We start from the raw sequence: 19,924 nt of genomic DNA on the forward strand, positions 1-19,924 counted from the left end.
CCAGCCTCGCTTACAGGATGCCGGTGGCTTCGGTGAGCAGCCAGATGCCGATCACGAGCAGGACGGCGCCGATGGCGACCGTGAGGCCGAACTGGCCCCACGTCTTGCGGCCGGTGTGGATTTCCGCGTAGGTCCCGTAGGCGTGGTAGCAGACGCCGATGAACATCGACGCCACGACCAGGAGGGCCACGAGCATGATGATGTCGTAGCCGTAGTTACGGATCGTTTCCATGATGCCGTTGCCCGTGCCGCGGGTCGGGTTCTCCAACTGCGGCAGACCCTGCGCGAACGACAGCGCGGGCAGCGCAGCGGCGCCCAAGGCCACGGCGGCGCGCTGGGCAAGACGGGAAGTGAGGATGCGGTTGTGCATGGTCATGCCTTTCAGGTCAGGAGAGGAGGAAGAAAGTCAGGACGAGGTACATCGCGACGAATCGGATGCAGACGCCGAGGAACTGGCGTTGGTTGAGGCGGCTCTCGGACCACCCCACGTAGGCCGTTCGCATGGCCCAAACGCCCCAGACGAGCAGGACCGCGAACACGACGCCGACCAGGACGGTCGCCATCGCTGAAGGTGCGATGCCGCTGTTGGCTTGAAATGCCGAGACCTGGGCGCCGTTCATGGCTTGCCCTCCGCGGTCGTCGGCGGTGATGGCGGGACGACCCGCTCCGTGCGGTAGTCGCCGGTCAATTCGGACGGGTCGCGCGGCTGGGCGCGCGACGGTGTGAGATGGGCCTGGATGCCGGCGCGCACGCGCGCCAGGTCAGCCAGCAGCCTCGGGTAGTCGAAGTGGTAGCGCTCGCCCGGCTGGATGGGGGCATGCGCGGCGCTGTCGGTGACCGTGTGCTCCAGCGCGTCGAGTTGGCGCAGCGCTGCGACCAGCTCCTGACGCTGCGCTGGGGACTCGGCCAACGCCATCGAGGACTGGCCCAACACAAGGACCGTCACGAGAAAAGTGGGCACGCCGCGATGCGCGGCGCGCAGCCAGATCGGAGCCAACATCGCGCCATTCCTGTGTGATCAGCAATGGCTAGATCGTGGAGATCAGGGCTGTTTCAGGCCGCAAACAATAGGAACCTGCGGATGACCGGATTGATCGGCTAGAGGTACTTCTTGAAGCTGCCCGCAGTCAGGCTCACGGCCAGTCCCAGCAAGGCGGCGCTCGGCAACAGGATCAGCAATGGATGCACCGAGATCGGCAGTGCCAGGTACGTGATCCACGGCAGCACGGCCAGGGGCATAAGGCTGGCTTTCGCGCGGTGGTAGATGAACCCGGATTCGCGGCCCGCGCCGAACCTGCGCACGTCGCGTCGTACCAGACCATCAATCAGACCGACGAAAGCGGCCGTGAAGATCAGCGGCAGCGTGAGCACCAGGACCAGCAGGCGCACTAGGAAGGTCAGCGTCGTGAAGGCCGCGGCGATCAGGTAGCTCTCGGCCCAGACATAGACTTGGCTGATGTAGTAGCGGAAGTTGCGCGCCTGCTCGTGGCTGGGTGCGCGGACGCGCTCGGCGGTCTGGCTCATGCGCGCCAGCAGCCCGGAGCGAACAAACACCCATTCGTAGCCTGTATCCACCAACTCGTGCGCTGTGCGCCCCGGCTCCTGCACGACCACGCTGCGCGTGAAGTGGCTGGACAGGTGTCCAAGCTCGTACTGCAACATCTGCTGGGAATGGCGCCAGCCCTGGTCCTTCCAGAACAGGTGCATGCCGACGCACTCCACCACGATCGAGAACAGCAGCGAGCCGATCAGCACTCCAAGCAAGCGAAACGGCAAGGTGACGGTGCCGACGATCAGGCCCTGGCGCTGGTTCTGCTCCCGCTGCGCGGTCGATGCGGCGTCCTTCATGGCGCGGCCTCGTCGGCATTGTGGTCGGTGGCGGTGGCCACCGCAGCAGACTCGGCTGGAGCCGCATCATCCAGCAGGTCATCGGGCAAGGCCGCATTCTGCAAGGTCGGGGAACTGGTGAACTCCCACCACTGCGTAGCCTCGCTGTAGCTCTGGCGCATGTACCCCGCCAGTTGTTGCAGGTCCGCCGGCATCACTTCATCCGGGTCTGGTATCGGCAGCGGCATGCGAACCTTCCAAAGCTGGCCGCCCTGCAGCAGCGCGAAGCACTGGCCTTTGGGCAGGCCGACTACGTGCGATGGCTCGATCATCGGCACGCTGGACATGCTGATGCGGTCCTGGGTGTTCGACGTGAAATCCGTCGCGCCGCGGATGTCCGAACTGTCGGTTGCCCCTGAGACGATGGTAGTGGTATAGACCTCGACCTTCGGCAACTGCCGCGTCAGCAGTTCGGCGGTGGCCGTCTCGCGCACGCGCAGCATGAACAGGTTGTTGAAGTTGCCGATCACCTGGCCAGCTTTCGCGCGGTTGCCGATGCGGGCCTCGATGTCCGAGAGGGTCTGCGTGTACGCGGTGACTTGCAGCCCGGCGCCGCCGCCTTTGTTGATAAGCGGCACGAATTCGTCACCCATGAGTTCATTGAATTCGTCCGCATGGACGTTGATCGGCACGCGCGCGCCAGCAGAGGCGTCCGGCAGGCCATCGTCGATCCCGTGCTTGTAGATATGGCCCGCCACCGAAACCAGGTCGGAGAACATGGAGTTCCCGACCGCTGCGGCAACCTCGGCGTCGGACAGCGCGTCCAGTCCCACATAGACGATGGCGCGCTTCCTGATGACTTGCATCCAATCGAAGATCGGGCGCGGGTCGGCCAGGTCGGAATAGTTCGGTGCCAGGAGCTGCGCGATCTTGCCGCTCGTGAGCTTTTCCAACAACGGCAGCAATGACGCGACGATCTTGTCGAAGTAGGTCTTGTCGTACCGAACTGCCGAGCGCAGTCCGTCGAGCACCGGGTCGTAGTTGCGCGCCTGGGAGAGATACTGCTCCAGCGCAACCACGCGCTTCTCGCGCCCGATCATGTTGCGCGGAATGTTCTTCTCGTTGAGCTTGGCCTCGATCTGGACGATCACCTCCCAGGCCTTGGGCTCGGTCTTGGCGAAGTAGTGCTGGGCGTACTCGATAAACAGCGCGTCGATGTTGATGACGTGCCGCTGGATCAGCATGTAGTCCGGGCGCTGTCCCAGTTCCACTAGGGCACGGGCAATGATGTTGACGAAGCGCCACGCGAACTCCCTGAAGGCCGCGCTATTGCCTTCACCGGAGAGTTGCCCTGCGATACGGGTGGCGACTTCCGAGATGCGACCGAATCGGCCCACCGCGTTGTAGCGGGCGCTAATCTCCGGCCAGCCCAAGTGGAAGATGTAAAACTCGCCTTCACGGCCCGCGCGCTTGGCCTCGACATACATGCGCTTCAAGAGGTCCGCATCCCCTTTGGGGTCGATGACGATCACGACTTCGTGTTCGCCGGCAGCGCTCTTGCGGCGGATGTCCTGGGTCACGAACAACTCGGCCAGTCGCGTCTTGCCCACGCGCGTGGTGCCCAGCACCAGCGAGTGCCCGACACGCTCGCCGAGCGGTAGGCTGACGTCCACCTCGTCCGGTTCGATGCCGTGCAGGCGTGGCAGGCCGCCCACAGGCGGCAGCGGACGCACCGGGTTGAAAGGCACATCCCAGCCCGTGAGCGCGGACAGCCGGGATAGCGGGAACGGCGCGAACTCCAGCCGCTCCTCCAGTCGCCGTGCCAGCCGGTAGGCAGGCGTCGGCTCGACGTATCGGCGGAACTCCGGCCGGTACGTCTGCATCAGCCTATGGGTGTGTTTTTGTTCCCACAGGAACCCGCGCCCGATGAAAAGCCGCTGCTGGCTGACGGGCACGTCCTTGCTCGTCATCACGTAGCGCGACAGGCGGCGGATGTTGCGCCGGTAGCGCAGGATCACGCGGGCATCGCGGTAGCGGATCGCGCCATAGGCGCCGAACGCCAAGGCGCTGCCGACGCCCATGGCCGGGCTCAGCGCGAGCGACCATGGGGCCACCAGGGACAGAAACGCGGCGCCTGCACACGCTGCGACGGTGTATAGCTCCACCGCTGGGCGTAGCAGAACCTCGACCGGCTGTTTCCCCGACATGGCTTCATTGCTCGATGCCGGTGGCCGTGATCAGCGCCGGGTAGTGCCGCAGGCCCAGGCGATCGGCCAGGTCGTCTCCGGCTACGGGCGCAAGCGGCACGCCCGGCACCAGGGCACGCAGCCGTGCCAGGCCCTGCGCGGTCTCGACATTGACCACCAAGCCGACCGCGCCGCGTTCGCGCAAAGCAACGCTGCGGCGCTGCAACCAGGCCCGGGAGGCGTCGTCGTCGCCGATGACCACGAACGGCCGCAGGCCGGGCGCTTCGATCACGCGCCGCGCGACGGTGCCGGGCGTGAGCTTGGCGCTGCGCACCGGCAGCATCGCTGTCTCGTCCGCGGGTGTGGCGGGAACCTGTGGCGTCGGAATGGGGGGACGGGCCGGGACATCGGCGCGCGGCTGGAGGTTGAGGGCCTCGTAGTACGGCAGCGCCGACGTGCCACCGCGATCTTCGACCACGATCAGCGGATCGCCGGCACGCGATGCCAGCGGCAGTCCTGCCAGCAGCACAAGCAGGCCCCGCAGGGCCAGATGGGATTTCGTCATGGGGAAGTCTCCTGGCGCGCGGCGAGCACCGCCGCGTTTGGACGTGCGCCCTGCACACGCGCGAGATGGCGCGACACGCTGCGCCGGTAGCGGGCGGCGGGTTCGCCGCCCGCAGGACGGTGGTAGCGGCCGATCGCGAGCAGCCAGTCTTCGCCGGACGTGTGCTGCTCGTTCAGGATTTCAGCGGCGATGGCGAGGTTGCGATACGGGTCCAGCAGGTCACACGCGCTGGTGAAGCGGTGCTTGTGGTAGCCGAGGTTGATCTGGCCCAGGCCTGCATCGATGCGCGTGTGAGGCGTGGCGCGCATTGCCTGTTGCAAGCCCGAGCAGGCATCGGCGCGCGTGGCAAAGCGGCGCGACTGGCCGGCGACATTGAGGGACCACGGCCACGGGACGATGCGCCCGTTGCGTCGAACTCCGCTCTCCTGCAAGGCCACGGCGTAGAGCACGGTCGAGGGGATGCCCGCCCGCTGGGCGGCGAGCTGGTAGGCGGGTGGCGGAATCTCCTGGGCATGGGCGGCGCAGGCGCACAGGCCGGTAGCGAGCACCAGTGCGCGCAAGAGCTGCGAGACGGAGGTGGCCGCTACGGCTGGCGCTGCCATTGGCCGTTCACCTCGCGCACAGTCGCGGGCAAGTCACCGGGCAGGCCCAGCGACAGCCAGCGGCCACCGTCGTGGTTGAGGGTAATGCTGCCGCTGCGCACGCGTGCCGGGTCGATCTGCGCGCGCTTGGCCCAGTCGCGGATGCGTGCGTCGTCCTGGCGGCTGCCCACCATATACAGGTCGAACTCGGCACCCGAGGATTGCAGCCGCTGCACGAGCTGCCCACAGACCGCGCAGCCGTCCTTGACGAACACCGCCATGCGACCGCTGCCGCGCGCGGTGCCGGTGCCCGGCCCGTCGTCGGGCAGGTTCACGCGCTGCATGCCGGGGTTCAGGCGCTGCCAGGCTTCGTCGTAGGCACGTTGGTAGGCGAGCAGCTTCTCGACGCGGCGTGCCTCGACTTGCACCTGCAGCTCTGCATAGCGCCGCCGTTCTTCGTCGGTGCGTGCCTCGATGCCTAGGGCAGACAGCGGGTCCAGGTTGGGCGAGTAGATGCCCAGCGGCCCATCCATCAGCTCGCGGTAGCGCGCCCATTCCTGGGGTTGGAGGCCCCAGTTGCTTGCTACTCGGTCGTCCAGGACGCGGGCGGCCAGCGGGCGCTCCTGGCTCTGCGCATTGCGGGCGGGAGCTGTGGCTGGCTGCTGCGCCCACGCGGGCCACTGGACTGAAGCCAGCAGGAGTGCGGAAAGGATGATCGACGGCTTCATGTCGTGTGCTCCGATCAGGGAATCGCCACGCGACGGGTCTGGTCGCCGGCTTGGAACACCGCGGCGCTGCCATCGATTGCCTGCAAGCGCCATGGACCGACCGCATCACCGGGCAGCAGCACCTGTAGCTGGTCGGGCGTAGAGTTTCCACTGCTCGGCACGACGGACACGCTGAGCTGGCCGGCGCGCAGTTCGGCGCCGACGATGCGGAACGGCAGTGGCGGCGGTTCAGGCTTGGCGGCGGGCTTGCTCGATGTGCGCGGCTGGGTGGGTGTTGCTGCACGCGCGGCGGTCTGGCGCGTCTTGATCTGCTCGATCTCCGCGCGCAGCGCCTGAAGGTCGTCGGCGGCTGCGTAGCTGCTCAATGTTTTCTCAACCTGGGAAGCGCGTGCTTCCAGGATTTGGCGGGTTTCTTTGAGGTCCGCCGCCGTTGCGACAGGCGGACGCTGCTGGATGGTTCCGATGGTCTCAGCCAGGGCCACCGTCTGCGCTTCGAGGCGTTGCAAACGGGAGTCGAGCCGTTTCTCGTCGGCCTGGTCGCTCATCGCCTGGTAGCCGAGGGCCACGATGACGCTGAGACCGAGCAGCCAGAGCCAGAGCAGGCTTTGCATCACCACGGCGACAGCCGGGCGCCGCGAAGATTGGGGAGTGTTCATGGCTGGCCGCCTGGAATGGAGGGCATCAGTGGGAAGGTCTGCACCGCATCGGCGGCGGCCGGTTCGGGCATTGGTTCGATGGCCACGCTGTCGCCGGGCCGCTCGAAGCAAATCTGTCGTGCGCGGTCATCCGCGTGCAGTTCCCAGGCCGGACCAGCCAGGGTGAGCAGCGCGTCGCGCAAAGTCATGGGACCGAGATGCAGGTGCGCCGCCGGCAGCGGCAGTGCATACAACTCGATCACGGCATGTGCTGTTTGACACAGGCTGTAGCCGCTGCGTTTGAGCACATGCCGCAGCCCATCGCCGACCGTGACGCGGGCATCCGCCGGCATCGAAACATCGATGGTCTGCAACAGCAGGTCGCGCTGCGCCGCCGTGGGGGCCAGCTCGACCAACGTGTAGCGCCCGTAGCGCACAACGGGGATGTACTCGGGTGCTTCGGGTTCGGGCGCGGTCGAGACTTCCTCGAAGGCATCGGGTGCGTGCGGTGCAGTCGTTGTCGCGCAGCCGCCAGCCAGTACCAACCAAAGCAGGCCGAGAAATCCCGCCAGCAGGCGGCGTTCGGGATGGTGAAACCACGGTGGAGAGGGGCACATGGCGCGTCGTCCTGAAACATCGAGCCCTCACCATCGCCGCTCGGGTCACGAGCAGCAGCAAACAATGCGAACCAGGCAGCGCCCGATTTCCCGACAGCCTCACTCCAAAGAAAAAGGCCCCCGAAGGGGCCAGTGAAAGCGCAGATCGGACTCTGCCGAATCAATCCCGAGCCAGCTTCAAGCCGGGATCGACCTGTGCCAGTTGGGCATGCGCCCAGCAGCGCACGAGCTGGCCGTTCTCGCCGAGCGGCCGGTCCGCCACCGCCGCCGAGTACTCGTCGGTGTCGCTGGTGTCGTAGCAGACGACCTTGATCTCGCCGGTGTCGCAGCGGATGGAGTGGATCTGGCCGTCGGTCATATCGACCACGACGACCTGCGGGGCAAGGCCCAGTTCGCGGGCGGCCGACAGGATGGGGCCATATTCGGCAGCGTCGAAGCAGACGAACGGCCCTTCGTACCGGGCTTCTTCGGCCAGATCCTTGGCTTTGTAGTAGTGGGCACCCTGATCGTATTCCTCCTGGGTGGTTCTGACCTTGAAGACCGGCATGTCGGGGGTGCCGGAAACATCGACGCAGGCAACAGCGACTTGCATCTCGATCTCGCCGCCGTCTGCGGGTTCGATCGAAGGGGTGTTGGTGTTCATGGAAATCTCCTTGAAATGAAAATGCGTAGCCATGCCCGCGAAGAACACGGGCATGGCTACGAGGTAGGAACAACAGAAAGCCGGCGGCACTAGGCCGGCGATGGCGTGGGGGTCAGGCGGCGACCAATTGCCGGGCCAGTGCGACCTCGACGGAATCACCGTCCTGGTTGAGCACATCCAGCCCCGATTCGGGCACGTCGCCCGAGGTGGACTGCGAGACCATGATCTTCTTGGCCATCAGCTCTAGGCAGGTCATCTGCGAGGAACCGGCGTAGCCGAGGTAGATCACGCGCACGGACAGCTTCTGCCCGATGCGCCAGGAGCGGCGTGCCGCCTGCTGCAGCGAGTACACGTTGTAGCCCGACTGCATGAACACGATCGTCGGAAACTCCAACAGGTCCAGTCCCGTTTTAACCAGCTCGGGGTTGGTGATGAGCACATCGATGCCACGGTCCAGTTGCTCGGCGATCCAGTCCTCGCGACGGCTGGCATCCACGCTTGCGCGCAGCACCGCCACCCGAAAACCTTCTTGCTCTAGCAGCACCTTCAACCGGCTGGTCGTGTCGCGTGTGCCGGTATAGACCGTGTAGGCCAGGACCTTGCGCCCCTGCGCCTTCTCCTCTTTGCAGATGTCGATCAGCTCGCGCTCTTTCGGCGTCAACTCGAACTCGTTGAACTGAGCCGGGACGAACGCCAAGGTGTTGCGCGTGCGCGGATGCACCACGGTTTCCGACCGGAAGCAGCAATCTGGCCAGGCCAGCAGCACGTTGAGCACCACACCCAGCAAAGTCGTATCGCGTCGTGCAAGAGCCTGTTTCAGCTCCGCGGTCAGCCGACCCGCCAGATCGCGGTAGGCCGCGGCTTGCGCCGTGTCCATCGCGACTTCTCGGAACTCCTCGTCATACGGCGGCAGGACGTTGCCGCCGATGTCCTTGAGCTTGAGGAAGATCGTGAACGGCAGGATGCAGCGCAAGACGCCCTTGGGGCCGAAGCCCGGGGCCTTGACCGTGCGCACCGATACCTTGGTGCCCTTGGCCGTCTTGTGCGCCGTGCCGGTGCTCTCGGAGTAGATGTCCTTCAAGACCCCGTGATCGCGCATGAACGCCATCGCGGCCGAGGTCATGCTGCCGCTCGTGGTCGGGCGGTAGCCGTCTTCGATCATCCGCCCCGGAAGGGCTCGGAACAGCAGGTAGAACAGGTCGTCCCCGTAGCCGCCCATCAGCGTGCCAGTCAGCAGCAAGGTCTTGCGAGCCTTCGCTGCCAGCACACCCATGGCCTGGCCTTGGGCACTGCCGCCGTTCTTGTACTCGTGCGCCTCGTCGGCGATGAGCAGGTCGAACGTGCCTTGCGGCAGGTAGTCGGGTAGGGACAGGCCATTGCTGGCCCATCCCCCCCTAAGAACCGTACGTGAGAGTTTCCCCTCATACGGCTCAAGCCTTTCAAAGCCCGCTTTCGCGGACCGGCTTCACCACCTTGAGACCATTGACGTGAATCTGGTTATGACAGTTTGGATGCACCATGATGAGATTGGTGTTCCCATCCTTTCCGCCATCGACCCGCCGAATGATGTGGTGGACATGCCACCCCGTCTCCTGCGTGATCAACTCTTGGCAGATCGGACAACGACGATCCTGTGCCAACCAGAGGTTGATGAGCTTCTTCCTGCCCCGCAGTGAGTTCTGCATCTTGAGGCTTACACGCTCCTCAAAGTACGTCTCCCACGTCGGGTCGAATGGATTGGCTTCCAACTTGATTGGCCGGTGTCGCCGAATGGGCGTATCCGTTGCCTTCCGCAGTGACGACAGGATGGGGTTCCCATCAGGGAACCTTTCACCCGTCGCCGCCGCAAACACCCAGTTACGGGTGCCTACGGAGTGGAAGTAGCGCTGCTTGATCCAGACGCTGCTTTTCTGCGGATGCCGACGAACGGCCCACTGCCACAACACACGCCAAATCTCATGATCGACACGCGCGAACGTCGCTTTGGACACGACGTGCTGGTGATAATTCGCCCAGCCTTGGATCATTGGGTTGAGCATCCGAATCAGCCGAGGCTGATCCAGCGCCTTATTGCCTTTGACCGCCGAGCGCACTTTCTCCAAAAAGGTCGCCACGTTCGCTTTCGACGGCTTGATCAACAGCTTGCCGTTGTACTTGCGCACGTTTTGCCCGAGGAAATCGAAGCCCTCGTCGATGTGCGTGATCTTGGTCTTCTCGGGTGAGAGCGTGAGCCCCCGTTCCCGCATGAAGTCCTCGATGATCGGCATGACCTCCTGTTCCAGTAGCTCTTTCGAGCGTCCTGTCACGATGAAGTCGTCCGCATACCGCACATAGTTGACCATCAAACGGGTCTGTACACCGTTGGCGTACCGCTTTCTTCCGAACGCAGCATCCAGTTTGGCTTCCAGCCCGTCGAGGACGAGATTCGCCAGAGTTGGCGAGATGATGCCCCCTTGCGGGGTACCAGCTTCTGTTGGAAAAAGTTGCCGATCTTCCATGTATCCGGCCTTGAGCCACTTCCTCAGAATCTCGCGATCCGTCGGTACATGACCCATGAGCCAGTCATGGCTGATGTTGTCGAAGCAGCCCTTGATGTCGCCTTCGAGAACCCACTGCGGTGCCACCTTCTTGGACAGTGCCGTGAAGCACTGTTCGATGGCGTCCGCCGTGGACCTCTCCGGTCGGAACCCAAACGAGCGTCCGTCCGCTGTGGTCTCGGCCACGGGTTCAAGAGCCAGCAGGTATAGCGCCTGCATCGCCCTGTCTCTCATGGTCGGGATACCCAGCGGCCGCATCTTCCCATTGGCTTTAGGAATATAGACACGCTTCAGCGGTTGGGGACGATACCCGCGCCGCTTGATTGACAACATGGCTTGAGACTTGGCTTCCGGGGTGGACCATGTGATGCCATCCACGCCCGGCGTCTTCTTACCTTGGTTCTCGGTGACTCGTCTGACGGCCAATGCTTTGCCGCTGAACGAGTGGGTCAGAATCCACTGCAGGGCTTTCACCTTGCCGTGTTTTCCTTCCCGAGTCGCCTTTACGATACGCGCCTGGAGCCTTCGCACTTCACGGTGACACGCAGCCCAGTCGATGCTGTGCCATGTGACCGATTCGTGTGAGGGCGCACCCGCGCAAGCAATTTCTTGCGTAGTCATCTGCAATTCCCTCTTGTAGAAGGTTGGACAAGTTTTCTCGTAGAGAAAGACCAAGTGGAAGTCTGCCCGCTTTCGCGTGGGATGATGTCGCCTTACGGCTCAACCCCTATCCGTCCCATTACAGGACGGCATTCGCTTTCTCCACATTCCTTTACCCGCACCACCAACAGCATTCCTTACGGTCTGCCTGCCCCGAAGGGCAGCGATACGGGCTTACCGTGTTTCGCTTGAGTAACGAGATGGGTTAGACCCTGCCTTTCCACCGGCGGTCATGATGTCCGTGTGCCCCCAAAACGGATAAAGAGCAACCGACCGCATACCTTTTGGTTCAAGCCTGTCAGCATCTTTGGCTTGTCATTCATAACGGTGTTTAACAGCAGTTCACTTGCGTTGGTCATACCACCCAGCCTAGCGCCGTACCCGCATTGATGCTCGCAGGTAACGCCTTGCCTCACGGCAGCGGCGCGGCCCGAAGGCCCAGCTACATTGTCCCGGCAGCTTCACACAAGACCGTTACCAGTCCTGCATGTGCCGGTAGGCTACTGATGACGGAACATCAGGTTCCTCGTCGGGGTTGCCCCCGTTGGAACAATTACTCAGGCGACTTCACGTCGCACGCGTTTGATGAACTCGGACGGCTGGTAGCCGCCTTCGCCAAAGCCGAACTCCATGTTGGCCATCGCACGTTCCATGCGGGTGGCCTGACGGTCGGAAAACACCAGCTCGCCGTTGCCGTCCATGAGATTGATGAACTCATGGATGTTGTCGCCGAGCATCGAGGCCAGGAAGCCGTCTCCGAACTTCTGCATCAGCTTCTGCGCGGTGACTGCCCCGATGGTCGGGATGCGCTTCAAGGCTTTCAGCACGGCCGAGGACTGGTCGTTGCCGGACAGGCTGCGTGGGCGGATCAGCGTCCACAGGGGCGCTGCGCAATGGCTGCACTTCCTGCGGTACTCCTCGGCTTCAAGCGCGACCGGGTTGACCGGCTCGCCGTCGAGGTCGGTGATGACCGTGCCGCAGTCCGGGCAGGCCGCCACGTCGCCGTGGCGGGTGCGCCGCTGGGTGAAGACAGGCTTCCAGTGGAACCCCATTCGCATCCTGACGCGCCCCAGGACAAAGAACTCCTGGCCGGTCGGCTGCACACCCAACTGCTCGCGCAGCTTGATGAGCTTGACCAAGGTATCGGGGCCGTTGAGCACCCAGACCTTCGCGCCCGCTACTGTCTCCTGGATCTCGCGCCGCCACTTGTAAACAAGGTGCGGGGGCGAGAGAACCAAGGTCCGGCGGTAGCCTTCGGCGTTGAGCACAGCGGCCGTGGCGATGCCGACGGTCGTCTTGCCGCAGCCCATCTCGCCATTGACGATCGCGGCGCGCTCGCCACGGTCAATCAGCAGCTCCGCGGCGGCGTGGACGACTTCGGCCTGGGCCTGGAATAGCTTGCGCTTGAGGCTGGCGACGATGAGCTGGCGATGTGCTTGCGGTTGGCCGGTATAGACCGGCGGGTTGGCGCTGTTGAGGGCGTCGAGCAGTTCGTCGCCGAACTCGCCGACGAAATCCTGAAGGCTCAGGGTCAGAGGGGAGGATTCCGCGTCGAGCAGTTCGCCCTGTACGGGCGCGGCTTCAGCGGCATTGGTTTCGAGATCGAGGGACATGGTGATGCTCCAAAGAAAAAGGGGCATGCACCACCCCCAGCGGGGCAGTGGCATGCCCCGTGGTGGGAAGTAAATCGACGCGTGGCCGACGGTGGTTGAAGGTGCTGGCCTGGGTGGCCAGCGGCTGAACCGTGCTCAGTCCTCGGACGGCAGAACGATGACGGTGGCGTGGCGCTCCGCGTCGGTAACGATGCGAATGGCCAGCCCCGGATGGATCACGTAGTGCGATGCCAGCGATGCGCCTGATTGAAGCGCGGTGCTGTTGGCCTGCCATTGCTGGACGTTGACGTCGCCCCAGTCGCCACGGGTGTGGCGCCTGAAGTACGGGATCGGGTCGAGGCGACCCGAGCGGACCAGGCGGTCAATGCCTTTGCTGAAGATAAGCGCCCCGATGGGGAACGCCAGGCTCTGACAGTAGGTTTCGATGCGATGTGATGCCATGGGCTCCTCCTTGATGAGTCATTGAGCCACGACACCCCTGCCGGAGTGAAGTGGCTCCGTCAGGAAAATGAGGATGACGATGTGGGGACGTCAGATCAGGTCCCGCTCTTCGGGAAGCTGGATCACCGTGGTCTCGTGGTCCTCGCTGGTCTTGACGATTAGCGCCAGGTCCGGCGTGATCCTGAACTGCGAGATCATCAGGTTGTCCTGTTGGATCGCCACGTCGTTGGCTTGGCGTGTGGCCTCATCGATCTCGCCCCAGTCCCCGCGCACATGGCGCTGGACATAGGCTAAGGGGTCGATCAGGCCTCTTCGGGCCAGCCAATGCACCTTCTCGCTCAACTTCAACGTACTCGGTGCGAACAACGGTTGCTTGTGCGGCGCTGGCCGCTTGAACGGATTGGGGAACATGGTGTTTCTCCTTCGATGTGGTACAGCAGGACGGCAGCGCGTCCGGTGGATCAGCGGATGGTTAACACCTCGCCCCGTGTCGCGGAGCCAGGCGTCATGTCCCACGCGCGGATGACGGGCACAAACTTGTCGGTGAGGATGCGGGTCTCGGCGATGGAGCCGTCTTCGCGTTCGGTGAATTCCCGCTGGAGCGTCTTGTCCTTGTGGGTGTCACCTTTGACGACGAGCACGCGCCCCGTCTGGGAGCGCACAACGCCGGAGATCGCGCCCGCGGCCAAGGCCAGGGCGAGATGCCAGTGGGACAAGGCTCGCGCCGGTGGACGCAGCGACTGCTGCGCGGCCCCCAAGTGCGTGTCCAGCGACGGCCAGAGGCCTTGCAGCCTGCCAACCTCGTCGGCGAACTGTTCGGGCTCCATCGTCACGCGGAAGAAATGCTCCGGCTCGGCCGGACTGGCGGGGATGATGTATGGCAAGAACGGCCACTCGCTCGGAAGTTCCTCGGCTTCGACTTCGCCAAGCCCAACCTGCAGCAGCAGGCTGCGCACGGCCTTGACGCCATCGGGGGCCTGCTCGCGCTGGCGCACCCTTCGGCCGAAGATCACCACTTGCTTGAACTGCGTCTCCACCGCTCGGTAGATCCGCAGATCGGTGTAGTGACGTGTCAGCCAGCCGACCAGCTCCGCGTCGAGCACGTAGCCGGGAACGATGAAGACCAGCACGCCGCCGTACTGCAACAGCGACAGCGAACGCTGATAGAACAGCTTTTCGAGGCGGGCACGGCCCTGGCCCTGGTATCCGATGTTGCCGTTGACGTCCTTGGACAGGTCGCCATACGGCGGGTTGAGCCAGAGCAACCCGAAGGACTGTTTGGAGACCATCGTGTCCATCAGGTCCGCGTGCAGGCAGTGATCGACCAGACCTCGGGCATGGCGTGCCCGCTCCGCGTCGAACTCGACGGCGAACGCCTTGGCCTGCTCGCGCCCGAGGGCATGGGCGGCTTCGGCGATCGCCACGCCTTCGCCGGCGCAGGGATCGAGGATGCACATCGGCCCGTCGCTGGGCATCAGTGCGTTGAGGGCTCTTTCGAGCGTGGGTTCGTCGGTCGGGTAGTACCCGTTCTTGGCGAAATTGCGGGCGAGCCGCGGGAACATGAGGGCCATGGAAGTCTCCTGGTTGGCGGGGATGAAACACGGAAGCACGCCAAGGCGTGCCTCCGTGGGTGGGTCAGGCCGCTACCACTTCCGGCGTCCAGATCTTGGCCGGGTATGGATAGGCGGTGAGCACGTCACTGCGGATCAGGGAACCCAGCGCCAAGGTCAGCGCCGGCACGTCGATGGCGAGCCGATGGCCTTCCAGCGGCCCGAGGGCGAACGGAAGGCGGGCCAGCATCTCGCGGCTTTGCAGCAGTTCCAGCACGGTCTCGCGCCAGTGGTCGAGCAGCGGCAACGGGCAGGTGTCCCGCACCAGCATCCACAGGCGGTCAAGCCGGTGGGCACTGTCGCGTGGCAGCAATGCCAATGCGCTGGCGTTGGCCTTGTCGGGCTTGACGCAGCGCCGGTCGAACAGCCACACGTTGGACAGCGAACCGAACAGCGTTCGCCGGTAAGCGCGGGTCATGCGCTTTTCCAGGCGATCGACGTTGCCGACGAACACCGGGACGCTGCCGCCCTGATCGGTGATGATGTGGAACTGGTCCAGTCCCTGCTCGTCGCGCCCGAGGGTCAGGCGAGCAAGGAACTGCTGGACGGCGGTGTCGCGCGCCCAGATGGACAGGAAGATCAGGTTGCCCTGGTCATCGCCGACACAGGCGTCGGCCATCACGTCCGGGCATTCGTCGATGCGGTACAGCGTGGAAGAAGTGTTTGCGGGCATGGTGGTGTCCTCGGATGAACGGGAACAGCACCGCCCCCTGGGGCAAGTACTGCCCCAGTGGGAAGAAAATCGCTCAGTCCGGCTCGAACTGCCGGGTGTGCGGGTTGAAGTGAAGCGCCTCGTCCACCGCCGTGATCGGCGTGAAGCCGTCCAGGTAGATGTTGTTGAGGTACTGGTCGCGGTAGGTCAGTGCCTGCCGTGCCTGTTCCTCGGTGAGGCCGTTGCTGATGAAGTACTCCAGCATCTCCTCGTCGGAGGACACTTCGTCGTTGGACAAACTTCCTTCAACGAGTGCCAGCAGCGAGGGTGAGAGCGCAGCCAGGATCGGGTCCATGTTGGTTCCTCCTGGCTCAGGCCATCAGCGTCGCGGCGGGAGCCGTGACAGCCGTGGGTGTGCGTCGCCGTGCGTGGTAGGCGCGAACGCCTGCACGCCAGTCGGCGGACTGCTCCGGTGCGAGGTCCAGATAGGACAGCGGGCACGAGTAGTAGTACGGGTGCATGGACTCTTCCAGCGGCTTGTAGCCCCACTGGTTGCCGCTGCGTTCCAGCAGATCGCAGCGGATGTAGCGCAGGGACTGGCCCGGCGCGAGATCACGATGCACACCCTCGACCTTGGCGGTCATTTCGACCACGGACCACAGCACGTTGCCGCGCAGTGCGTGAGCGATGACCTTCGCGCTGACGCGCTCGGTCTGCTGCGGTGCGATCAATTCCGCGATCAGCTCAGACCGCGATTGGGGAGAGAAATACCAGCCCATGAGAGGCCTCCTGGAAAAAGTAGAGTCGGAGGCCTCCCGCAGGGGGAGAACCCCGACGGGTGGTGAAAAGCCGATCAAGCGGCGATGACGTGTGCCGGACCTCAGTAGTCCGAATCGCAACCGGCCGGGCAATAACCCAGTTCGATTCCGTGCGAGCAATAGCCGTGTTCAGCGTTCCAGTCCTGGGCTTCCTGCCTTTCGGCCGGTGTCGCGTAGTCCCATTCCTGTGCGATCTGCAGCGCTTGTGCGCGTTGGTCTTCGGGCAATCGAGCAACTTGCTCGTCGATCGCGGAACTGAAGCGTTCGACGTAGTAGTCGTGAGACAGTCCGCACCCCTTGGTGGCTTGTGCGGCTTCCGTCTCGCAGAGAGCCCGCCAAGCGGGTTCATCCAGAGCGGAGCGAGGGGAATCGCAAGCGATGGTGGACATGATGGAGACCTCCAAAAAGGAGCCGAGGCCTCCCCCGCATGGGGAAGGAACCCCGGCGGGTGGATGAAGGACACCGCGGATGCGGCGCCCATGGTTACGCAGGTTGCAGTTCGGCCCGGCGGCTCCACTCCTGCGTCTTGAAGTCCAGCGCGTAGCCCAGTTCGTCCAGGCGGGCGATCTGCGCGCGCAGGGCGCGGCGGTCGATGGTCGAATCCAGCTTCACGGACTCGCCCAGCGGCCACAACAGGCCGAACAGTGCGGCGTCGCCATCCTCGGTGCTGCCGGGGGCAGCAGCCGTAGCAGGCGGCGGCGCGTCCACGCCGAAGGGCGTCGTATCGATCAGCGGGTCCGCGGAGGCCTGCACGGGTGCAGATTTGGCGGACCTGGATGCCTTGGAGGCCTTGACCGGCGTTGCCGCAGGCGGCGGCCCTTGCTCTTCATCGAGCGGATCGACTTCCTGTGGGGCGAAGCTATGTGCTTCGGCCTTGCTCAGCTTGTCGATGCCGAAAAGTGTCATGCCGTCCAGGTTGGCGCGCATCTCGAAACGCATGCTGCCGTCGCTGATCGGATAGCCTTTGAGGAAGATGTAGCGGAGGACGAATTCCCCTTGGTACTTGCCCTCGGGGTACTGCTCCAGTTCGGCATCTTTTATCGTGAACTTGCCGAGTTGGCATTCGAGCTTGCCAACGTTGAACTTTCCGTTGCGGCCGTGAATGGTGCGCAGCGCGAGCTGGCCCGGGACGATAATGGGCGTGGCCGATTTCTCGGGTGCCGATGTGACTGCCATGATGCTTCTCCTTGAGAAATAGGAAAAAGGCAAGGCCCCGTGAGGGGCCATGCCGGATCAGAACGAAGCAGCCAATGCCGGCTCCTGCTCCTCGACTTCACCTGCGGGCTCGCGCTCGGCGGACTCGGCAGGCTGCTCGGCAGCGGTGTCGGCAGCGTCCTCGGCTTCGGGCGCGGATGCGTCCTGGGCCTGCGGTGCCTCGGCTTGCGCCTGGCTCGTGGGATAGACCTGGGTGCCATCGATCTTGATCAGACCGATGTGGACCAGCGTCGATTCCAGACTCGCGGCCGGTTCCCCGGCGTGCTCGCCCTTGGTGCGGATGTACGGATCGATCTTCATGTCGTTCAGACGGAAGGCGACCAGCACTTTGCGATCCGCTTCGATGGCCTGCACGCACCGGCGAACCAGGTGCTCGGCTTCAGGGGTGGCGACGATCGTGTCGAAATACCGATACTCCGGTTCATCGACAGGGCCGGTCAGCGCTGCGATGCAGCACGACAGGAAGGGATCACCGTCTTTGGGAGTGACGTCCTTCGGGCGGCTGAGGTAGCCGATGCCGCGGGTGATCAGCTCGTGCTGCTTGATCGAGGCCAGTTCGGCCCGGTCAATCAGTTCGGTCTTGAGCAGCCGGGCCTTGAGAGACCCGCCTACTTCGCCCTTGCGTTCACCCTTGTCGCGGATGAAGGGATCGGCGCGCAGATCGCCAGTACGGAAGCGCACCAGTGGGCGCTGCTTGGGATCGTCAACGCCGATGTAGCGCTGGACGAGCTTCTTGGCCTCGGCACCCGAGACTTTGACGTCGAAGTAGCGGTAGCTGGGGTCCCTGGCAGGGCCGACCAGCGCGGCGATGGTGCATGCCAGGAAAGGCTGCGCTCGGCGGCCGCCCCTGACGGGCACTTCACGGACACGCTGGATGTAGCCGATGCCCGAAGTGTGGAGGTCGAAATACGATTTCTCGTTTGAAGTGGTGTTCATGGTGAATCTCCATAGGGATGAAGCGGAGACACACCAGCCCACGCATGCGGGGAGAGGTGCGTAACCCCGCGGTGGGTTGATAAGGCGAAAGCATCCGCCACCAGAGACTGGTGGCCGCTCGCGAATGGATGCGGTGCGAGCTGGCTCGGTCACGCAGTCGAAACTGCGCCGCAACCTCGAAGACCGATGGTTGCCTGGCATGTCGCTGACGACGTCAGCAGGCATGGGGGCAGCATCGCCGGGCCTCGCGCGTGCGACAGCAATCAATCGGCATCCGGGCGCTTCCCATTTTTTCCAGGCTGCCCAGTTCCGCCCAAAAAGAAGCCCCCAAAATGGGGGCTTCAAAGGGTATGCGGACATTTTTGACTACGCCGATTCCACCGCCGCCAGTGACAGATGCGTAGCGGTGGCGGACAGCTCCAGATCATCTGAGCTTTGCAGAATGCGAGTGAAAACGCTGTCTTTCGGGTCGAAGAACTCGCCGAAGTCGTCGCCTCCAAGTTCGGCGCGTGCCAGTTCCCACCAGTCATCGAACGGGTCGATATCCGGGTTGCAGCCGACGGCATAGGCCAGCAGCTTCACGCGGCCATCGGGGCGGCGCTCTCCGCGCTCGGCGAGGAAGTACACGCCCTGGTCCTTGGCCAGGGCGACGCGGCATTGGTTGGCGATGGCCTCGGCAAGCACGGGGCGCAGGTCGGAGCCTCTGAATCGCAGTGACATGGTTGAAATCTCCTGTATGGATTAAGAAAAAGCCCTCCACCCAAACGGATGGAAGGCTTGTGGGGCAGTCGCCGGTAGGCTATGGACTGGTCAGTCGTGCCGCTGGGCTTCCTGTCTGGCATGTCAGGCTGGAACCGCCTGACGTCGCCGAGGAGCTTTGGCGTCGATCACGCTGACGTCGATCAGGCGCCAGCGCCCGTCGTCGATGAGCCGCTCCAGCACGTCACCGAGCATGTCGAAATACACCTCGTCGTGCCGATCGATCAATTCACCGTCGCGATGCAGCTCCACCACGTAGGTGTCGCCGCCACGGTCGTAGAGGATCGTCACCTGACCCTCGAACTTGGTGGTTGAAACCGTGAAGCTGATCGCCGGCGGGGTCTCGATGATCTTGGAGGGCTTGGGATCGACCCAGACGAAGTCGCGGGCACCTGCATCGACCAGCATGTGGGTGATGCACCGGAACCCGTCGGGCGCGGGCATCTCCTCCAACTGCTCGATGAGTTGGCCCAGTTCCATGCACTGCGGCTCGGGAATGGGCAGCTTGGCGGGCGCTTTGCCGAGGATATGCCTCGTGATGGTGTAAGGCGTGCCATCCGAAGTCTTCTCGGTAACGACTTCCGGGGTGTCCGCGCGCAGGCCGTCGAAACGTCGCCGGGCGTAGGGTTGGACATGAACCTTGGCGCCCTCGCTCGGGACGGTGGTCACCAGGTTGGGGTCGAGCACCGCGAACTCGCTGGGCTTGAGCTTGACGACGATGGCATCGTCATTCGCCGCGACCACCTTGCCGTCGAAGGGTTGGGGATCGATGGCGAAGCCCAGCGTCGAGGATTGCGGCTGATCATCGAACACGCGGTACTTGAACGACCGCACGTTGCGGGGCACATGGCCTGCGACAAGCGAAGGCATCAGGGTCTTGATGAGAGAGCGATCCATGGGA

General features: G+C 64.0%; 23 protein-coding genes and 2 pseudogenes. All 25 read right to left on the reverse strand.

Features of this window, described 5'->3' with window-relative positions:
- Positions 1-10: 10 nt before the first annotated feature.
- The gene (locus tag ACZK45_RS07430) at positions 11-376 is read right to left on the reverse strand and encodes a TIGR03745 family integrating conjugative element membrane protein (protein WP_430280334.1); all 366 of its coding nucleotides are present in this window, start codon (positions 374-376) and stop codon (positions 11-13) included.
- Between the two features lie 10 nt (positions 377-386).
- Entirely contained in the window at positions 387-620 is a 234-nt protein-coding gene (locus tag ACZK45_RS07435; protein WP_009459672.1) for a TIGR03758 family integrating conjugative element protein, read from the reverse strand.
- Positions 617-1,000, reverse strand: coding sequence for an integrative conjugative element protein, RAQPRD family (locus ACZK45_RS07440; RefSeq protein WP_023093438.1), 384 nt, complete (start codon positions 998-1,000; stop codon positions 617-619). Before ACZK45_RS07440 ends, ACZK45_RS07435 begins: the two co-directional genes overlap by 4 nt.
- 98 nt (positions 1,001-1,098) lie before the next feature.
- Positions 1,099-1,848 carry a TIGR03747 family integrating conjugative element membrane protein gene (locus tag ACZK45_RS07445; protein WP_023093439.1) on the reverse strand — a complete coding sequence of 250 codons (750 nt, stop codon included), beginning with the start codon at positions 1,846-1,848 and terminating at the stop codon, positions 1,099-1,101.
- Entirely contained in the window at positions 1,845-4,034 is a 2,190-nt protein-coding gene (traD, locus tag ACZK45_RS07450; protein ID WP_023093440.1) for a type IV conjugative transfer system coupling protein TraD, read from the reverse strand. Before traD ends, ACZK45_RS07445 begins: the two co-directional genes overlap by 4 nt.
- Positions 4,035-4,038: 4 nt before the next feature.
- The gene (locus tag ACZK45_RS07455; protein WP_023093441.1) at positions 4,039-4,578 is read right to left on the reverse strand and encodes an integrating conjugative element protein; all 540 of its coding nucleotides are present in this window, start codon (positions 4,576-4,578) and stop codon (positions 4,039-4,041) included.
- Positions 4,575-5,180 carry a transglycosylase SLT domain-containing protein gene (locus ACZK45_RS07460; protein ID WP_023093442.1) on the reverse strand — a complete coding sequence of 202 codons (606 nt, stop codon included), beginning with the start codon at positions 5,178-5,180 and terminating at the stop codon, positions 4,575-4,577. The genes ACZK45_RS07455 and ACZK45_RS07460 overlap by 4 nt, the downstream gene beginning before the upstream one ends.
- Entirely contained in the window at positions 5,162-5,887 is a 726-nt protein-coding gene (locus ACZK45_RS07465) for a TIGR03759 family integrating conjugative element protein (protein WP_023093443.1), read from the reverse strand. Before ACZK45_RS07465 ends, ACZK45_RS07460 begins: the two co-directional genes overlap by 19 nt.
- Positions 5,888-5,901: 14 nt before the next feature.
- A complete protein-coding gene (locus tag ACZK45_RS07470) occupies positions 5,902-6,543 on the reverse strand; it encodes a hypothetical protein (protein ID WP_023093444.1) in 642 nt (213 codons plus the stop codon).
- Positions 6,540-7,139, reverse strand: a complete 600-nt coding sequence (gene pilL2 / locus ACZK45_RS07475; RefSeq protein ID WP_023093445.1) for a PFGI-1 class ICE element type IV pilus protein PilL2 — start codon at positions 7,137-7,139, stop codon at positions 6,540-6,542. Before pilL2 ends, ACZK45_RS07470 begins: the two co-directional genes overlap by 4 nt.
- A gap of 160 nt (positions 7,140-7,299) precedes the next feature.
- Positions 7,300-7,782: a hypothetical protein gene (locus ACZK45_RS07480; RefSeq protein WP_023093446.1), complete on the reverse strand. Its 483-nt coding sequence runs from the start codon at positions 7,780-7,782 to the stop codon at positions 7,300-7,302.
- Between the two features lie 112 nt (positions 7,783-7,894).
- A pseudogene (locus ACZK45_RS07485) lies at positions 7,895-9,139 on the reverse strand (helicase-related protein); the annotation flags it as partial.
- Between the two features lie 82 nt (positions 9,140-9,221).
- Positions 9,222-10,940 carry a group II intron reverse transcriptase/maturase gene (gene ltrA / locus ACZK45_RS07490; protein WP_033955702.1) on the reverse strand — a complete coding sequence of 573 codons (1,719 nt, stop codon included), beginning with the start codon at positions 10,938-10,940 and terminating at the stop codon, positions 9,222-9,224.
- 617 nt (positions 10,941-11,557) lie between these two features.
- A pseudogene (locus ACZK45_RS07495) lies at positions 11,558-12,592 on the reverse strand (DEAD/DEAH box helicase); the annotation flags it as partial.
- 135 nt (positions 12,593-12,727) lie between these two features.
- Positions 12,728-13,033 (reverse strand): hypothetical protein, encoded by a 306-nt coding sequence (locus ACZK45_RS07500; RefSeq protein ID WP_023093452.1) that lies wholly within the window; start codon positions 13,031-13,033, stop codon positions 12,728-12,730.
- Between the two features lie 90 nt (positions 13,034-13,123).
- Positions 13,124-13,444 (reverse strand): hypothetical protein, encoded by a 321-nt coding sequence (locus ACZK45_RS07505; RefSeq protein ID WP_023093453.1) that lies wholly within the window; start codon positions 13,442-13,444, stop codon positions 13,124-13,126.
- 50 nt (positions 13,445-13,494) lie between these two features.
- Positions 13,495-14,604, reverse strand: coding sequence for a DUF6094 domain-containing protein (locus ACZK45_RS07510; RefSeq protein WP_023093454.1), 1,110 nt, complete (start codon positions 14,602-14,604; stop codon positions 13,495-13,497).
- A gap of 64 nt (positions 14,605-14,668) precedes the next feature.
- Positions 14,669-15,316, reverse strand: a complete 648-nt coding sequence (locus ACZK45_RS07515) for a hypothetical protein (protein WP_023093455.1) — start codon at positions 15,314-15,316, stop codon at positions 14,669-14,671.
- A gap of 73 nt (positions 15,317-15,389) precedes the next feature.
- Positions 15,390-15,650 carry a hypothetical protein gene (locus tag ACZK45_RS07520; RefSeq protein ID WP_003050326.1) on the reverse strand — a complete coding sequence of 87 codons (261 nt, stop codon included), beginning with the start codon at positions 15,648-15,650 and terminating at the stop codon, positions 15,390-15,392.
- Between the two features lie 16 nt (positions 15,651-15,666).
- Positions 15,667-16,074, reverse strand: coding sequence for a hypothetical protein (locus ACZK45_RS07525; protein WP_023093456.1), 408 nt, complete (start codon positions 16,072-16,074; stop codon positions 15,667-15,669).
- 101 nt (positions 16,075-16,175) lie between these two features.
- A complete protein-coding gene (locus ACZK45_RS07530) occupies positions 16,176-16,502 on the reverse strand; it encodes a hypothetical protein (RefSeq protein WP_023093457.1) in 327 nt (108 codons plus the stop codon).
- 94 nt (positions 16,503-16,596) lie between these two features.
- On the reverse strand, positions 16,597-17,289 hold the full coding sequence (locus tag ACZK45_RS07535; protein WP_023093458.1) for a DUF3275 family protein: 693 nt from the start codon (positions 17,287-17,289) through the stop codon (positions 16,597-16,599).
- 57 nt (positions 17,290-17,346) lie between these two features.
- Positions 17,347-18,264 (reverse strand): DUF3577 domain-containing protein, encoded by a 918-nt coding sequence (locus ACZK45_RS07540; protein ID WP_023093459.1) that lies wholly within the window; start codon positions 18,262-18,264, stop codon positions 17,347-17,349.
- 366 nt (positions 18,265-18,630) lie between these two features.
- A complete protein-coding gene (locus ACZK45_RS07545) occupies positions 18,631-18,984 on the reverse strand; it encodes a DUF3085 domain-containing protein (protein ID WP_023093460.1) in 354 nt (117 codons plus the stop codon).
- Between the two features lie 123 nt (positions 18,985-19,107).
- Entirely contained in the window at positions 19,108-19,920 is an 813-nt protein-coding gene (locus ACZK45_RS07550) for a hypothetical protein (protein WP_023093461.1), read from the reverse strand.
- Positions 19,921-19,924 lie beyond the last annotated feature (4 nt).

This window comes from Stenotrophomonas sp. 63632_Sma (assembly GCF_056482875.1).

What these genes read in the sequence shown, in the direction of transcription:
- ACZK45_RS07430 (WP_430280334.1), bottom strand. Translation starts at nt 376, where the DNA reads ATGACCATGCACAACCGCATCCTCACTTCCCGTCTTGCCCAGCGCGCC.
- ACZK45_RS07435 (WP_009459672.1), bottom strand. Translation starts at nt 620, where the DNA reads ATGAACGGCGCCCAGGTCTCGGCATTTCAAGCCAACAGCGGCATCGCA.
- ACZK45_RS07440 (WP_023093438.1), bottom strand. Translation starts at nt 1,000, where the DNA reads ATGTTGGCTCCGATCTGGCTGCGCGCCGCGCATCGCGGCGTGCCCACT.
- ACZK45_RS07445 (WP_023093439.1), bottom strand. Translation starts at nt 1,848, where the DNA reads ATGAAGGACGCCGCATCGACCGCGCAGCGGGAGCAGAACCAGCGCCAG.
- traD (WP_023093440.1), bottom strand. Translation starts at nt 4,034, where the DNA reads ATGTCGGGGAAACAGCCGGTCGAGGTTCTGCTACGCCCAGCGGTGGAG.
- ACZK45_RS07455 (WP_023093441.1), bottom strand. Translation starts at nt 4,578, where the DNA reads ATGACGAAATCCCATCTGGCCCTGCGGGGCCTGCTTGTGCTGCTGGCA.
- ACZK45_RS07460 (WP_023093442.1), bottom strand. Translation starts at nt 5,180, where the DNA reads ATGGCAGCGCCAGCCGTAGCGGCCACCTCCGTCTCGCAGCTCTTGCGC.
- ACZK45_RS07465 (WP_023093443.1), bottom strand. Translation starts at nt 5,887, where the DNA reads ATGAAGCCGTCGATCATCCTTTCCGCACTCCTGCTGGCTTCAGTCCAG.
- ACZK45_RS07470 (WP_023093444.1), bottom strand. Translation starts at nt 6,543, where the DNA reads ATGAACACTCCCCAATCTTCGCGGCGCCCGGCTGTCGCCGTGGTGATG.
- pilL2 (WP_023093445.1), bottom strand. Translation starts at nt 7,139, where the DNA reads ATGTGCCCCTCTCCACCGTGGTTTCACCATCCCGAACGCCGCCTGCTG.
- ACZK45_RS07480 (WP_023093446.1), bottom strand. Translation starts at nt 7,782, where the DNA reads ATGAACACCAACACCCCTTCGATCGAACCCGCAGACGGCGGCGAGATC.
- ltrA (WP_033955702.1), bottom strand. Translation starts at nt 10,940, where the DNA reads ATGACTACGCAAGAAATTGCTTGCGCGGGTGCGCCCTCACACGAATCG.
- ACZK45_RS07500 (WP_023093452.1), bottom strand. Translation starts at nt 13,033, where the DNA reads ATGGCATCACATCGCATCGAAACCTACTGTCAGAGCCTGGCGTTCCCC.
- ACZK45_RS07505 (WP_023093453.1), bottom strand. Translation starts at nt 13,444, where the DNA reads ATGTTCCCCAATCCGTTCAAGCGGCCAGCGCCGCACAAGCAACCGTTG.
- ACZK45_RS07510 (WP_023093454.1), bottom strand. Translation starts at nt 14,604, where the DNA reads ATGGCCCTCATGTTCCCGCGGCTCGCCCGCAATTTCGCCAAGAACGGG.
- ACZK45_RS07515 (WP_023093455.1), bottom strand. Translation starts at nt 15,316, where the DNA reads ATGCCCGCAAACACTTCTTCCACGCTGTACCGCATCGACGAATGCCCG.
- ACZK45_RS07520 (WP_003050326.1), bottom strand. Translation starts at nt 15,650, where the DNA reads ATGGACCCGATCCTGGCTGCGCTCTCACCCTCGCTGCTGGCACTCGTT.
- ACZK45_RS07525 (WP_023093456.1), bottom strand. Translation starts at nt 16,074, where the DNA reads ATGGGCTGGTATTTCTCTCCCCAATCGCGGTCTGAGCTGATCGCGGAA.
- ACZK45_RS07530 (WP_023093457.1), bottom strand. Translation starts at nt 16,502, where the DNA reads ATGTCCACCATCGCTTGCGATTCCCCTCGCTCCGCTCTGGATGAACCC.
- ACZK45_RS07535 (WP_023093458.1), bottom strand. Translation starts at nt 17,289, where the DNA reads ATGGCAGTCACATCGGCACCCGAGAAATCGGCCACGCCCATTATCGTC.
- ACZK45_RS07540 (WP_023093459.1), bottom strand. Translation starts at nt 18,264, where the DNA reads ATGAACACCACTTCAAACGAGAAATCGTATTTCGACCTCCACACTTCG.
- ACZK45_RS07545 (WP_023093460.1), bottom strand. Translation starts at nt 18,984, where the DNA reads ATGTCACTGCGATTCAGAGGCTCCGACCTGCGCCCCGTGCTTGCCGAG.
- ACZK45_RS07550 (WP_023093461.1), bottom strand. Translation starts at nt 19,920, where the DNA reads ATGGATCGCTCTCTCATCAAGACCCTGATGCCTTCGCTTGTCGCAGGC.